Here is a 14377-nt window from a genome sequence, read left to right on the forward strand (position 1 = left end):
TCCCGGCGGGCGACTGGTGACGATCACCGGCGCCAGCTTCGCGCCCGACAGTCCGGCTTGGAGCGACGCCTTCGTCCGGTTGCAGGAACGCGGGCGCGTCGTCTTCTCCGCCGCCATCGACGGCTCCGTCTATGCCAAACATGGCACGACTATCGACACGCGGCTAACCGTCATCGACAAGCGGCCCGCCGACGATCCGGCCGTATTCCCGGTGGCGCCGGGCGTCGCATCGGACGCCGCCACGCTGCTCGGCTGGCTCGACGATCATCTGCCGGAACGGCTCGCCGTCGATCCGTCCGTCATGGTCCCAGCTATAGCGCCATCTGCTCCTCGCAGCGTTCGCGGCTACATCAACCGTGCCGCCAGGGTCGCCCCGACGATCGCGCCGATGGCCGCGCCCGAGGGCATTCCGCTCGCTTATGAGACCCTCGACTGGCTGATCGGCGAAGGCGAGCGCCTGTCCGACGGCATCTATGAAGAATACGTATTGCAGGCGATCCGTATCTCAGGTTGTCAGGCCCATCCGACCAGGCTCGTCCAGTCGGCGGCGATGGCAAGCGTGGCGCCCCCCAAGCCGAGCTATCGGCCGTGCCTCCCCGCCAATATCCATGATCTGCTGTCGGACGCCCAGCTCGAGACCGTCATCTATGCCGGCGAGGCGCACGCCGACCGACTCGCCGGATCGTGGACGGTGGACACGACCTTCGATGTTGTCACCGCGGCGCGCGAGGACGCGGCGAACGCCGTGTGCTTCCGGCGTGGCTTCATGATCGGCGACGGCACCGGCGTCGGCAAGGGCCGCCAGTCCGCCGCGATCATTCTCGACAACTGGATGCAGGGCCGCCGCAAGGCCGTGTGGATCAGCAAGTCCGACAAGCTGATCGAGGATGCCCAGCGCGATTGGTCAGCGCTTGGCATGGAGCGCCTGCTGGTCACACCGCTCTCGCGCTTCCCGCAGGGGCGGCCGGTCACGCTGCCGGAAGGCATCCTATTTACGACCTATGCCACGCTACGCTCCGATGACCGTGGCGAGAGGGTTTCGCGCGTCCGGCAGATCGTCGAATGGTTGGGCTCCGACTTCGATGGAGCCATCATTTTCGACGAGGCGCACGCGATGCAGAACGCCGGTGGCGGCAAGGGAGACCGTGGCGACGTCGCCGCATCGCAGCAGGGCCGCGCGGGCCTGCGCCTCCAGCACGCCCTGCCGAATGCCCGCGTTGTCTATGTCTCAGCCACCGGCGCCACAACGGTCCACAACCTCGCCTATGCTCAGCGCCTCGGCCTCTGGGGTGGCGAAGATTTTCCGTTTTCGACCCGCTCGGAATTCGTTGAAGCCATCGAGGCCGGCGGCGTCGCCGCCATGGAAGTGCTGGCCCGCGACCTACGGGCGCTCGGCCTCTACACGGCCCGCTCGCTCTCCTTCGACGGCGTGGAATATGAGCTGGTCGAACACGCGCTTAGCCCTGAGCAGACCCGCATCTACGACGCCTATGCCGGGGCCTTCGCCATCATCCATAACAATCTGGATGCGGCGATGGAGGCGGCCAACATCACCGGCGCGTCAGGCACACTGAACCGGCAGGCCAGGTCCGCCGCCCGCTCGGCTTTCGAGAGCACCAAGCAGCGCTTTTTCGGCCATCTGCTCACCAGCATGAAGACGCCGACCCTGATCCGGTCGATCACCAGCGATCTGGAAGCCGGGCATGCCGCCGTGATCCAGATCGTCTCGACCGGCGAAGCACTGATGGAACGCAGGCTGGCCGACCTGTCACCTGCGGAATGGAACGACGTTCGCGTGGACATCACGCCGCGCGAATACGTCCTGGACTACCTCGCCCATTCCTTCCCGGTGCAGCTCTACGAGCCTTTCACCGACAGCGAGGGCAATCTCTCGTCACGGCCCGTCACCCGTGACGGCCAGCCCGTCGAAAGCCGCGAGGCGGTCGCCCGCCGCGATGAGCTGATCGCGCAGCTCGCCTGCCTTCCGCCTGTGCCCGGCGCGCTCGACCAGATCGTCCAGCACTTCGGCACAGACCTGGTGGCAGAAGTGACGGGCCGTTCTCGGCGCATTGTCTGCAAGGGCGACCGCCTCGTTGTCGAGAACCGGGCCGCTGCCGCCAATCTCGCCGAAACTCAAGGTTTCATGGACGACGCCAAGCGCATCCTAATCTTCTCGGACGCGGGCGGCACCGGCCGCAGTTATCACGCCGAGCTTTCAGCGCGAAACACGCGGTTGCGCGTCCACTACCTGCTCGAACCCGGCTGGAAAGCTGACGCCGCCATTCAGGGCCTCGGTCGCACGCACCGGACCAACCAGGCGCAGCCGCCGCTGTTCCGGCCGATCGCCACGGACGTCAAAGCGGAGAAGCGCTTCCTTTCCACCATCGCCCGCCGCCTCGACACCCTGGGCGCCATCACCCGCGGCCAGCGCCAGACCGGCGGCCAGGGTTTGTTCCGTCCCGAGGACAATCTGGAAAGCGCCTATGCCCGCGACGCGCTGCGCCAGTTCTATCTGCTGCTGGCGCGCGGCAAGGTCGAAGGTTGCTCGCTCGAGCGCTTCGAGGCCGCCACCGGCCTGAAGCTGATGGACTCGAACGGCATCAAGGACGAGCTGCCGCCGATCACCACCTTCCTCAACCGGCTCCTGGCGCTGACCATCGAGCTTCAGGGCGTGCTGTTCACCGCCTTCGAGCAGCTTCTTACAGCCAAGATCGAGGGCGCCATTGCCGCCGGCATCTACGATGTTGGGCTGGAGACGCTGACCGCGGAGCGCTTCACCGTCACCGGCCGCCAGACCATCTATACGCATCCGGGCACGGGCGCCGAAACTAGGCTGCTGACTATCACGCAGCGGACCCGCAACCGTCCGGTCACGCTGGATGACGCGCTCGCCCGTTTCGGTGAACCGGGCGCCAGGCTGCTGGTCAACGAGCGGTCGGGCCGCGCCGCCGTCCAGGTTGCAGAAACCTCCATTATGCTCGATGACGGCGAAATCGAACGCCGCGTCCGGCTGATCCGGCCGATGGAATCGCACGCCGTCCCTGTGAAGCTGATGGGCGAAACCCATTGGACCGAGGCGGATCGCGGCGCCTTTGCTTCGGCCTGGACCGCCGAGGTCGCGGACGTGCCGGAATTCTCCGACAGCACGATCCACATCGTCGCCGGCCTGTTGCTGCCGATCTGGAAGCGGCTGCCCAACGACTCCACCAGGGTCTACCGGCTTCAAACCGATGAGGGCGAACGGATCGTCGGCCGCAAGGTCTCGCCCGCGTGGGCAGCCAATGCGACCACCGCTGGCGCCGTCACGTTCAGGCCGGCCGACGCCTTCATCGCGTTGATGGATGGCCGCACCATCCTCGACCTCGCCGAAGGGCTTCAGCTTCGCCGTGTCCGCGTCATGGGTGCCGACCGCATCGAGCTATCGGGCTTCACCGACACGATGCGCGAGCGGCTCACCGCCTATGGCCTGTTCCACGAGATCATCTCCTGGAAGCTGCGCATGTTCGTGCCGACGGATGGCAACGGCGCGGGCGTGCTCGAGCGGGTGCTGGGCCGCTATCCGGTTCAGCGCATTGGCGAACGTGAGGCAGCGTGATGACCCGTCACGACGCCTCCGATCTGGCGACCCGTCTCGGCCGGGAGGCCGAGGCGGTATGCCGCCATTATCTCGATGCCGGCCGTCGCCAGGGAAATTACTGGCAGGTTGGCGACGCGCGCAACACACCCGGCCGCTCGATGTTCGTGCGGCTGAAAGAGACCGCGAAGGGACCGGCGGGCAAATGGACCGACGCACAGAGCGGCGAGCATGGCGATCTTCTCGACGTCATCCGGGAGAGCTGCGGCATCACCGACTTCACCGATGTCGTCGAAGAAGCCCGCAGGTTTCTCAGCCTGCCACGCCCAGAACCGGCACCTGCAACGAAGAACCGGTCGAGCACACCAGCGCCATCGGGCTCAGCCGAGGCGGCAAGGCGTTTGTTCGCCATGTCGCAGCCGATCTGCGGCACACTCGCAAAAACGTATCTGCGCACACGCGGCATTACGGCTTTGAGCGGAACCGGAAATCTCCGTTTCCATCCGCGCTGCTATTACCGGCCCGACGATTATGGCCCGACGGAAGTTTGGCCGGCGATGGTCGCCGCCGTTACCGATCTGAATGGTGCGATCACCGGCGCGCATCGGACATGGCTTGCTGCCGATGGCTCCGACAAGGCCCCACTCGAAACGCAGCGCAAGGCGATGGGCGACCTTCTCGGTCACGCTGTCCGATTCGGGATCGCCGGCGAAGTAATGGCGGCGGGCGAAGGCATCGAAAGCGTCTTGTCTGCACGTCAGGCGATGCCGAACATGGCAATGGCGGCGGGACTGTCCGCTGCGCATCTGGCCGCCATCCTGTTCCCCGAGACGCTGCGCCGATTGTACATCGTCCGCGACAACGACCCGGCAGGCGACGGCGCGCGGGACAGCCTCGTTAGACGGGCGAACGCGGTCGGGATCGAGGCCATCGTACTCTCGCCGATGCTGGAAGACTTCAACGAGGATCTCCGGCGTCTTGGCCTCGACGCGGTCCGTGCCGGTCTCAGGGGGCAACTCGCCCCGCAGGACGTCGCCCGCTTCATGGCTCAGGCAGCATAGTCGCCAGCAAAGGGCGTCGAGGTCGTCGTCATCATCCCCGCACGGATGGCGTTCAGCTCACGGATAAGGACCGCGCCTCGGCCTTCGAGAGGGCGATCGGCCCACAAACGGACTGGGCCGGCAATGGCGGCGGCCGACTATTTTCCGGCGCGTCCCTTCGGGCCGCTTTCCATCGCGAGACAAAATAGCCGGCCTTAGCCATCGAGCCCTGCGCTCCGCTCCGGGTGCAGGCCCAGCCCGCCTGCGGGCTTCGGCGCCATGAAGGCCGCGACGGTCGCGGTCCAACCGACGGAGCATCCCATGAACGGGTATGACGACTTTGAACCCGAGCACAGCGCATCGCCGACCGACCATATCGTGCAGGAGCTTCAGCTATACGGCTATCGCCCTTCCGACGACGAACCCGATCCCCGGCCCGTACCGGAAGACCGCATCATAGAAGGCGCCGTCGCAGACATCTTCGACGCCCTGATCTCCACCGTGGCTGAAACGAGCCTCGATCCCGATCTCGACGATCTCATCTGGTCCACCGTCAATATGTTCCACCGCGCCGTCGAACGGGCCGACCGCAAACTGGACGACAACGAGCAGGCACAGAAGCGACTTCAGCGCGAACAGGATGGCTCCGAGGTCAAATCCGTCCAGCTCGAACGCCTGATCGACCTTGGGCAATCGCTGATCGAGCGACGTGACAGCCTGGAGGTCTTCCGCGACAGCGCCGCTGACCACTATCTGCGCGCCACCGGCTCACCCTGGTCCCAGCGCACGGGATCGCGCGTCAACCACCGCCACCTCACCGCCGCGATGATCGACAGCCGCGATTTTCTCGCCGCCAAACGCCGAAGCGAAACCGAAGTGCTTGTGCCTGCCGGCCCGAAGATCGCCTTCTCCGGCGGCGACACCACTGACCACAAGCTGATCTGGGCCAAACTCGATCAGGTTCACGCCAAGCACCCTGACATGGTGCTGATGCACGGCGGTTCCCCCAAGGGCGCCGAGAAGATCGCCGCGCGCTGGGCCGAAACCCGCAAGGTGCCCCAGGTCGCCTTCAAGCCCGACTGGACCAAGCACGCCAAAGCGGCCCCGTTCAAGCGCAATGACGCCATGCTGGCGATCATGCCGATCGGCGTATTCATCTTCCCCGGCACGGGCATTCAGGACAATCTCGCCGACAAAGCCCGCAAGCTCGGCATCCCGGTCTATCGTTTCGGCACGGGCGGCGCGTGAGCGCCGTCCGCATTTCGATCAGGCGGATGGGGTGCGATGCAAATCGGCATGAGCATCGTTGAGCGACACACCTCCCGTCGCAGAGCATCACCCCCGCTTCAAATGCGCTGATCCTTGGTCCGGCCAAAGGCCTGACGCCATCAACCCGTAAAGGGTCGGACTACGCAAAGCGTGCCGCCGCTTCGGTTTCACCTGCGCGGTGATTGCGGCCCTTGGCCTGACACTTCGGGCGCCTGTCAGCGGGGGATGGTCCTCCGCCTCGAACAGGAGCCGGACCGATGTCCCTCAACGACGCACACGCCTTCGCCTTCAGCCTCGCTACCACCCTGATGGCCGCCATCGTCATCTTTCGCGCCGGTGACGGAACGCACTCGGTCGTGCCCGCCATCGAATTCGACGGCGACGCCGAGGTTATCGCCGAAATCGATCCATTCAGCCCCTGACCGGGGCGACACCAGGAGGGCAGCGAAAACCTTACCGGTTTCCGCTGCCCTCCCGACTCATCTTCCGCTATACTGTCGGACGCGCCGTGGTGGTGGTGGAGGCGCAACCGTCAGACCCTGTTTCACGGAGACCGCCACCATGATTTTTCTCGGCATCGTTCTGTCCATCGCAGCCATCGGCTTTTTCTGCTGGTTGCTCTTCACGCTCGCCGTATTCGCGCTGCCCTTTTTCGCCGGCGTCTGCGCTGGAACGTGGGCCTTTCATACGGGCGCCGGCTGGTTCGGCGCGATCGTCGTCGGCATCGTCGCCGCAGGCCTGACGCTCGGCGCCGGTCAAGTTCTGATGATGATTGTCCGTCCCCTATGGGCGCGGCTCCTGGTCGCGCTCGTCTTTGTCGCGCCCGCGGTCATCGCCGGCTACCACGCCACCCATGGCATCGTGAAACACACTATGCCATCCGAGGCTTGGCAGCTCGCCTTCTCGATCGTTGGCGCTATTGCGGCCGGCATCGCAGCGTTCGCCCGGGTCGCGGGAATGGCGGCCACCGGCCCATCCGGCCAGAACCTCGCACGGGCCTGAGAACCCTCACACAAATCCGTTGAAGACCAGACCACAGCAATCCTGCCAGACTCGTCCGTGGATGGCCGGAATGTCGGCGTTGAAGTTTGGATCATGTGTGCGCCCATGATGCGGGGAGCCCGGTGGAAAGTTCGACCGAACCGCCACCTTTCTGCGGCGGCGGAGACCCCTGAGCCGGGCGTTCTCGGACAAACGCGGCCGGATGATAGCGCATCTTTGACGGCCCGGACGGGAACGATGAGTTTGGTGAAACACCGAGCGTGTCCCCTTGCCGGTCGCGAGAGGTCGCCATGATCTCCGCTTTCTCATCGTCCAGGGACCGCTCCAAAACGGCCTCTTCAATGGGCTGATCTGGCCGAAGACCGGCTTCGCCTCGACCGCCTATGCCGCAACAGCGCTTCGCGATTTTCTTCCCCTGCCGGCTGAAGCCGTCATTCCTCGCGAAACAAGAAAACCGCTCCTGCGCTGTCCTCCGCTTTGCTGCGGCAGCAAGCTGTGCGGCGTCGATCGTCCCCGGCCTCTCGATCGCCATCGAGGCCGCAATGGTGCGGGCTCGGACCAAAATGCGGAGATTTTCACATGGCAACCATCGGCACCTTCAAGAAGACCGGCTCGAACGAGTTCACCGGCGACATCGTCACCCTCAGCGTCCAGGCCAAGGGCGTGCGCATCATCCCCGACCTGCGCGCCACCGGCGAGAACGCCCCCAGCCACCGGGTCGTAGTCGGCCGCGCCGAGATCGGCGCCGCCTGGTCGAAGCGTTCGGGCGAAGGCCGCGACTATCTGGGCCTCAAACTGGATGATCCGAGCTTCAACGCTCCCATCTATGCCAACCTCTTCGACGACGAGGACGGCGAGGGCTACTCGCTGATCTGGTCCCGCCCCAACGGGCGTCGGGGGGACTGAAGCCCGCGCAAGGCCCCGGCCAGACGGCCGGGGCCTTTTCCCCTTGGGCGACCGAATCAGTTCCAGCAGTTGCGACCGCCGAACCTTATTTCAGAGTGCTGGCGGCACTGGTTTTGGGTAGCATTCCGAACAAGAGCGACTAATATAGTCGTAGTTCTGGCGTGCTCGCTCGTGCCAGTGGGAGGTGATCATGCATGATCACCGCTCGACAGTCGCGGGCCGCACGCGCGTTGCTGGGGTGGACACAGGAGACGCTCGCTGACAAGGCCCAGGTATCTCTGACCGCGCTCAAGCGCCTCGAATCCGAAAGCGGCCTCGAGGTGTACGAGACAACGCGCGATCAGGTCCGCCGGGCGTTTGAATCAGCCGGCATTGTCCTTCTGTCCACGGAAAAGGGCGAAGGTGTTCTGCGTCTCCATGAACCGAATAGCCGGCTGGCCAGACCTTAGCCAGAGACGCACTGTCCCCCTCACCCTGCAAATTTCCAGGCCAGCCCGTCATGGACCAATGACGGCCGAGCATTTGGTTAACAAAATTCCCGAACGGGGATATGGTGATCGGTGATGGGGCATTCTACACCGCAATTCTTGGATGAGCCGCCGCAAGGCCAGAAGCTCACGTCTTATGACCGTGAGCATACGGTGCTGTATTTGCGGCTCCTGGATGCGGATCGGGACGGAGCAGATTGGCGCGAAGCCGTGCAGATCTTGTTCGGGCTCAATCCTGATCTTGACCCTGAAAAATGCCGCCAGATCCATCACACCCATTTGGCGCGCGCCAAATGGATGACCGAGCACGGCTACCGGGAACTGCTGCGCGAGGACAAATCCCAGTAACGGGCGATGCCAAAACAGCATCACCCGTTGCCGACATTTGGTCTTCCAGCGATCAACCGATCCGGGAATCCTTATCCTCCCGCAATTGATTGATACTCGGGAGGATCACAAATGATGCCAGATGCGTCTCAGTGGCGCTCCGCAGCTCGTTACGATCATGTCGAGAAGCTGACCGCGTCGGGCCTCGCATGGGAATGGCTTCGCCGCAACGAGGCGTACAATCAAGATTTCGAGGCATTGTCCGAGCAGAAAACGGACACAACCGTGCTGACGGAAAAGATCCGCCAGCGCTGGAGGTTGCGATTTCCCAGTAAATCCGTTTCACGATCACACGTCGTCGTCGGTTTTCTGGATGTCTCAAGACGACACGAGCGTTGTCGTCCTGACGTCCGCGCCTGCTGTCCTCGTCCATGCCAGTGACCACCCTCCGCTTTCCCGGGACGGGAGCGAGGAGATCGATGAACAAGGCGCCCACGCCATGGTTTCGCTTGGCAATGGCGAGCGGATTCAACTGCTCACGACCGGCTCGGGTCCGGTAGCGGCGGTTGTGCCGCTTGATGTCGAAGGGTTTGATCGGCTTGAAGCCGTTCATCGCCTTCTTGCAGCCATCCACGGGCGCGTCGTTCCGCCAGACACGCGTCTGACGCTCCAGCAGCGGGCGCGAGCGCAGCGCATGCTGCAAGCTTTCGACGGCTCCCGCGACGGCGCTACGCAACAGGACATCGCGCAAGTCATTTTCCGAATTGGTCACGTCAACCGCGACGAATGGCAAGCTTCCTCGGCCCGCCATGCCGTCATGTCCCTGTTGCGGGATGCCCGCGCCCTGATTGCGGGCGGTTATCGCAAACTCCTTCGTCATCGTCGGCAACCCTAGCCCGGCCGATCGACCTGGTTGGTGTGGGTTTTTAGGTCCCCCCAACTTCGCACTGCAACTCGCAGGTCTCCCTTCGCCATCGTGGCCTTCGTCCGCCGCCGATCTTCGACGGCCCCCACGAACGCCCCGGAGACCCGATACATGCGACCCGATCTCGCCGTTCTGCCGCCGCGCTTCCTGCGCACCAAGGAAGCCGCCGAATTCCTGAGCCTTTCCGCCCGAACGCTCGAGAAGCATCGGACCTATGGGACCGGGCCTGCCTATCGCAAGCTTGGCGGCCGCGTCGTCTATTCCGTCGACGACCTCGAATCCTGGGCCGCGCGCGGCGCCGTCACCTCGACCTCCGATCCGCGTGGGCAGGTGCTGCCAGCCAAGCGCCAGGCGCTTCCGGCCGGTCCGCGGCCTGGCCGCTACGCACGCTGATCGCGGGCGGATTTTCGAATGGCGGCGCGGCATCACCTCCAGTCAGAGCGCGGACAGCTCGATCTGTTCCGGGCGCTCCCCGGTGATTTCGCGCCACGAGACGCGCAGGATCTCATGGCCTATCCATTCTTCTCCCTCTCCAAATCCCATCGCGTCGCGCCGATCGATTTCGTCGCCGGCAGTGTGACCATCCGTGTCGAGGCCGTGCCCGATCATGGCATGGCGACCATATGGGATGCCGATATCCTGATCTGGGCGGCGAGCCAGATCGTCGAGGCGCGCGACGCCGGCTTGCGCACATCGCGCCTCATGGTCGCCACGCCCTACGAAATCCTGAAGTTCATCGGTCGCGGCACGAGTTTGCGCGACTATCAACGCCTGAAGGCCGCGCTCGACCGGCTCCAGTCGACGACCGTCTGCACCTCGATCCGCCAGCCCACCGAGGGTCGGCGTCATCGCTTCTCGTGGATCAACGAGTGGAAGGAGCGCACCGACCGCAACGGCAAGCCTGACGGCATCGAGATGATCTTGCCCGATTGGTTCTACCAGGCGGTCCTCGACAACGCGCTAGTGCTGACCATCGACCGCGCCTATTTTGACCTGACTGGCGGGCTCGATCGATGGCTTTACCGGCTCGTGCGCAAGCACGGCGGCCGTCAGCGCAATGGCTGGCGTTTCGACTTCCGCCACTTGTACCAGAAATCCGGCGCGCTCTCGCCGTTCAAGCGGTTCGCCTTCGAGCTGCGGGACATCATCCGCCGTCAGCCTCTGCCCGGCTATGCGCTGTTCCTCGAAGTCGAAATCGGCGGGCGAATGCTGCTCGCGTTCGAGCCAGCTCGGGCCTGTGGACAAGCTGTGGATTGCTTCGTGCCATCGGGAACCGTCAAGCGCGTGCCATCAGGAACCGGCCCATCGTGCCATCGGGAACCGAAACAGAGGTTAACCCACGGCGTCAAAACCGAAATTCGCGCTCCTAACTTAGAATCTAACTCAGAATCTAACTTTGAAGAACGCGCGCGCGATGTGGAAAGCCTCGTCCAGGAGGCTGCCGACGCCCTGAGCGTGGCCACGAAAAGGCGCCGCAACACCCGGGCCTTTGGCAAGGCGAGCGCATCGAAGCAGGATGCGTCCACCACGCCGCAGCTCCCACTCGAAGATCGTTCGGGAGGCGCGCGATGATCGTAGCCTTTCTCAACCAGAAGGGCGGCGTCGGCAAGACGACGCTCGCGTTGAACCTCGCAGGGGAATGGGCTCGGCAGGGCAAGCGCGTCACTCTGGTCGACGCCGACCCACAAGGCTCGGCGCTGGACTGGTCGCAGCAACGCGGCCGCGAGGGTCTGCCTCGCCTGTTCGGCGTCGTCGGTCTGGCGCGTGACACTCTGCACCGCGAAGCGCCGGAACTCGCCCGAGATGGCGACCACGTCGTTATCGACGGCCCCCCGCGCGTTGCCAGCCTGATGCGCTCGGCGCTGCTCGCATCCGACCTGGTGCTGATCCCCGTGCAACCTTCACCGCTCGATGGTTGGGCCTCGGCGGAAATGCTGGCGCTCCTCTCCGAGGCGCGCATCTATCGGCCGGAGCTGGCCGCGCGCTTCGTGCTCAACCGTTGCGGCGCGCGCACCGTTCTCGCCCGCGAGACGGCCGAGACGCTGGCCGACCACGATCCCCCAGTGCTCGCCGCGACCGTCGGCCAGCGCATCGTTTTCGCCGTTGCCGCGCAGTCGGGCCGCCTCGCGTCCGAACTCGACGACGACACACCCGCCGCGCGCGAGATCGCCGCACTGGCGGATGAGATCGACCGGCTCCGCATCGGGAGGGCATCCCGTTGAGTGAGCGCCCGACCCGCAAGAGTTTCGCCGCCCGGCCTGCCAATCCCGAACATTGGATCAAGGCGGACGACACTTTGCCGCGTGATCGCGAGGTCGGCGGGTTCACCGCACGGCTGACCATCGATGTGACGCCGAGCTTACGCGGCCGGATCAAGATCGCCGCGTTCCAACGCGGCATCACCGTCGCCGACATGCTGCGCGATCTGCTCGCGCGCGAATTTCCCCAAACCGAAGGAGATCACCCATGACCAGCGCCGCGGTTCCGCACGCGCGTGGCGGTCCTGCACCGCGCGCGCTTCCGGCCGACAGCCTTACCCATGTCGAGCTGACGCATATCGAGAAGCGGATCGAGAACTGGATCAGGTTCGGCCGCGAGGTCCACGAACAGATTCTGGACCGCCGGCGGCGTATCTTCTCCTATCGACCAGGTAGCGTCTTCGCCTTTGTCCGGTGGGCGTCGAACGATTTTGGCACCGTCATTTCTCGCATCGATATCGTGCGCGCCGTCGAGCCAGGCGAGCCTTTCCAAACGCTGCCCTTCGTGCGTCCGGGCGGTGACATCCTCCTCAAGATCGAAAGTTGGCCCAAGGTCGAGCAAGTGCTTCGCCATATCGATGCGGTGGAGGCCGCCGGCATCGATGCACCAGACGTGGCCCCCGACCATTGGCGTCACGTCGCCAATCGCATGAGCACCGGCCATGAGCCGCGCGCCTATACGATGGACCGCCATCAGGCCTGGCTCAAGCGGCGGGAGTGCGAACGATGACCCGCTTCGGCTACGTCATGGTGACGTATTTCTCGGTGATGGGCGTCGCCATCGCCTCGTTCATTCCAATGCCGCTGCGCCTCGTCTGGAATGCCTCGGCCAGCGTGCCAATCGGGCTTTACGAGCTGAATCGGCCAAGCAAGCTGAAGATCGGCGATTTGGTCGCCGTCATGCCGGATAAGCCGCTGTCCGACTTCATGGTCGAGCGCCGCTATATCAGCCGTGGCGTGCCGATGATGAAGCATGTGGCTGCGTTGCCTGGACAACAGGTCTGCCGCACCGGCCGTGACATCATGATCGACGGGGCGTTTGCGGGCTCGGCGCTCGATCACGATCGCATGGGCCGCGAGCTTCCCGTTTGGCAGGGCTGCCGCCGCATTGAGGACGGCGATCTCTTCCTCATGAATTCGTCCGTCCCGGACAGCCTGGATGGCCGCTACTTCGGCCCGCTACCAGCCCGCATCGTCGTTGGTCGAGCGACGCCGCTCTACATCGACGAAGCCGGCGACGGCCACTTCGTCTGGCGTGCCCAGAGCACGGCAACATCACACTAACGGTCTCACGCCGGCGAGCACGGTGTTCGCCGAATTCCCTCCCAACAGCAATATTCAGGAGATTCACATGCCGCAAATCGGCGCCTTTACGCGCGAGGAATCAGGCTTTGTCGGCCGTATCCACACCTTCACGATTTTTCGCGAAATCACTGTCGTTCCCGCCGAGCCATCCGATGCCGAGAATGCGCCGGACTTCCGTATCCATCACGGTAATGACGAAGGTCCGGAGATCGGCGCGGGCTGGAAGCGCACTGGCGAACGTGCTGGCGAATACGTCGCGCTGCTGATCGACGATCCGGCTCTGCCACAGCCAATCCGCGCCAATCTGTTCCGCGATGATGACGCCGGCAGCGCCTGGTCACTGCATTGGACCCGTCCCTCGAAGCGTGACGGAAAGGACTGACACAGTGCGCTGCTCTGCCCTCATTCTCCTTTCCGGCCTTTCATTCGTCGGCGTGTTGCCGGCGCCGAGCTTTGCCGAACCCGTCGCAGTGGCGCTCCCTTCGCCACGCGATCCGTATCGCGAGCACATCGCCGAGGCGGCGCAGCGCTTCGAGCTTCCCGCCGCCTGGGTTCGCGCCGTGCTGAACGCCGAAAGCAACGGTGACCCACGCGCGACTTCGCCGAAGGGCGCAATGGGACTGATGCAGATCATGCCGGAAACCTGGGGTGAACTGCGCGTCCGTTACCGTCTGGGGAGCGATCCCTATGATCCGCACGACAACATCATCGCCGGCACAGCCTATATCCGGTTGCTTTACGACCGCTACGGCTCTCCCGGCTGGATCGCCGCCTATAACGCGGGTCCCGGCGGTTACGAGGCATCGCTCAAGGGCCGCCCTCTTCCGGCGGAGACCCGCGCCTATGTCGCGACCGTCGCACCCAATCTCGACGTTGCCAGCGATTCCGGCGTTACCGTGGTCGCGACGGTCGACCCACTGGCTTGGACCCGTTCGCCGCTGTTCATCGGGCAGGCCGAACGTCAATCCGACCGCAAGCCGGTCGTCGATCCCGTGCAGGCCGAGCGTCCGTCGAAGGATGCGCCAGCCGCGCCGATCGTGCGCGACGTTTCCGCCATCGCGCCGCAGTCGGGCGGCCTCTTCGTCGCCCGCGCCACTGGGGGGACCGTGCGATGAGCGGCGAGGTTCCCGATCACACGAGAGCGAGTTCTGGCGTGTCATGGAGGGCGCTAAGGCGGGAGACGGGCAACCCAACCGAAGGAGGGCAGGATAAAAGGGCGCACATTGCGCTTCGGTCGGGCGGTTGTTTTTACTGGATATTTTTAGGATTTCCGCACCTTGCGC

17 protein-coding genes are annotated in these 14377 nt (G+C 64.6%); all 17 read left to right on the plus strand.

The window, feature by feature from the left end; translation table 11 throughout:
- On the plus strand, positions 1–3595 hold a 3595-nt coding region (locus Q4Q11_RS27140; RefSeq protein ID WP_498571408.1), incomplete at its 5' end, for a strawberry notch family protein.
- Positions 3595–4635 (plus strand): DUF7146 domain-containing protein, encoded by a 1041-nt coding sequence (locus Q4Q11_RS27145; RefSeq protein ID WP_498571409.1) that lies wholly within the window; start codon positions 3595–3597, stop codon positions 4633–4635. The genes Q4Q11_RS27140 and Q4Q11_RS27145, both read left to right, overlap by 1 nt.
- Positions 4636–4935: 300 nt before the next feature.
- Positions 4936–5862: a DUF2493 domain-containing protein gene (locus Q4Q11_RS27150; protein ID WP_498571410.1), complete on the plus strand. Its 927-nt coding sequence runs from the start codon at positions 4936–4938 to the stop codon at positions 5860–5862.
- Positions 5863–6140: 278 nt separating this feature from the next.
- Positions 6141–6305, plus strand: coding sequence for a hypothetical protein (locus tag Q4Q11_RS27155; RefSeq protein WP_498571411.1), 165 nt, complete (start codon positions 6141–6143; stop codon positions 6303–6305).
- Positions 6306–6444: 139 nt separating this feature from the next.
- On the plus strand, positions 6445–6885 hold the full coding sequence (locus Q4Q11_RS27160) for a hypothetical protein (RefSeq protein ID WP_498571412.1): 441 nt from the start codon (positions 6445–6447) through the stop codon (positions 6883–6885).
- Positions 6886–7464: 579 nt separating this feature from the next.
- Positions 7465–7791 carry a DUF736 domain-containing protein gene (locus Q4Q11_RS27165; RefSeq protein WP_498571413.1) on the plus strand — a complete coding sequence of 109 codons (327 nt, stop codon included), beginning with the start codon at positions 7465–7467 and terminating at the stop codon, positions 7789–7791.
- A 194-nt stretch (positions 7792–7985) separates the two neighbouring features.
- Complete coding sequence (locus Q4Q11_RS27170) at positions 7986–8240, plus strand: helix-turn-helix domain-containing protein (RefSeq protein WP_498571414.1); 255 nt, start codon at positions 7986–7988, stop codon at positions 8238–8240.
- A gap of 114 nt (positions 8241–8354) precedes the next feature.
- Positions 8355–8627, plus strand: coding sequence for a DNA -binding domain-containing protein (locus tag Q4Q11_RS27175; protein ID WP_498571415.1), 273 nt, complete (start codon positions 8355–8357; stop codon positions 8625–8627).
- Between the two features lie 478 nt (positions 8628–9105).
- Positions 9106–9501 carry a DUF2285 domain-containing protein gene (locus Q4Q11_RS27180; protein ID WP_498571424.1) on the plus strand — a complete coding sequence of 132 codons (396 nt, stop codon included), beginning with the start codon at positions 9106–9108 and terminating at the stop codon, positions 9499–9501.
- 141 nt (positions 9502–9642) lie between these two features.
- Positions 9643–9924: a helix-turn-helix transcriptional regulator gene (locus tag Q4Q11_RS27185; protein ID WP_498571416.1), complete on the plus strand. Its 282-nt coding sequence runs from the start codon at positions 9643–9645 to the stop codon at positions 9922–9924.
- A gap of 18 nt (positions 9925–9942) precedes the next feature.
- On the plus strand, positions 9943–11103 hold the full coding sequence (locus tag Q4Q11_RS27190; RefSeq protein ID WP_498571417.1) for a replication initiator protein A: 1161 nt from the start codon (positions 9943–9945) through the stop codon (positions 11101–11103).
- Entirely contained in the window at positions 11100–11753 is a 654-nt protein-coding gene (parA, locus tag Q4Q11_RS27195) for a ParA family partition ATPase (protein ID WP_498571418.1), read from the plus strand. The genes Q4Q11_RS27190 and parA overlap by 4 nt, the downstream gene beginning before the upstream one ends.
- The gene (locus Q4Q11_RS27200; RefSeq protein WP_498571419.1) at positions 11750–12001 is read left to right on the plus strand and encodes a hypothetical protein; all 252 of its coding nucleotides are present in this window, start codon (positions 11750–11752) and stop codon (positions 11999–12001) included. Before parA ends, Q4Q11_RS27200 begins: the two co-directional genes overlap by 4 nt.
- Positions 11998–12519: a DUF2840 domain-containing protein gene (locus Q4Q11_RS27205; RefSeq protein ID WP_498571420.1), complete on the plus strand. Its 522-nt coding sequence runs from the start codon at positions 11998–12000 to the stop codon at positions 12517–12519. Before Q4Q11_RS27200 ends, Q4Q11_RS27205 begins: the two co-directional genes overlap by 4 nt.
- On the plus strand, positions 12516–13073 hold the full coding sequence (locus Q4Q11_RS27210; protein ID WP_498571421.1) for a S26 family signal peptidase: 558 nt from the start codon (positions 12516–12518) through the stop codon (positions 13071–13073). The genes Q4Q11_RS27205 and Q4Q11_RS27210 overlap by 4 nt, the downstream gene beginning before the upstream one ends.
- A 67-nt stretch (positions 13074–13140) precedes the next feature.
- On the plus strand, positions 13141–13476 hold the full coding sequence (locus Q4Q11_RS27215; RefSeq protein ID WP_498571422.1) for a DUF736 domain-containing protein: 336 nt from the start codon (positions 13141–13143) through the stop codon (positions 13474–13476).
- Between the two features lie 4 nt (positions 13477–13480).
- Positions 13481–14209, plus strand: coding sequence for a lytic transglycosylase domain-containing protein (locus Q4Q11_RS27220; protein ID WP_498571423.1), 729 nt, complete (start codon positions 13481–13483; stop codon positions 14207–14209).
- Positions 14210–14377 lie beyond the last annotated feature (168 nt).

This window comes from Rhizobium sp. UFLA01-1127 (assembly GCF_059803845.1).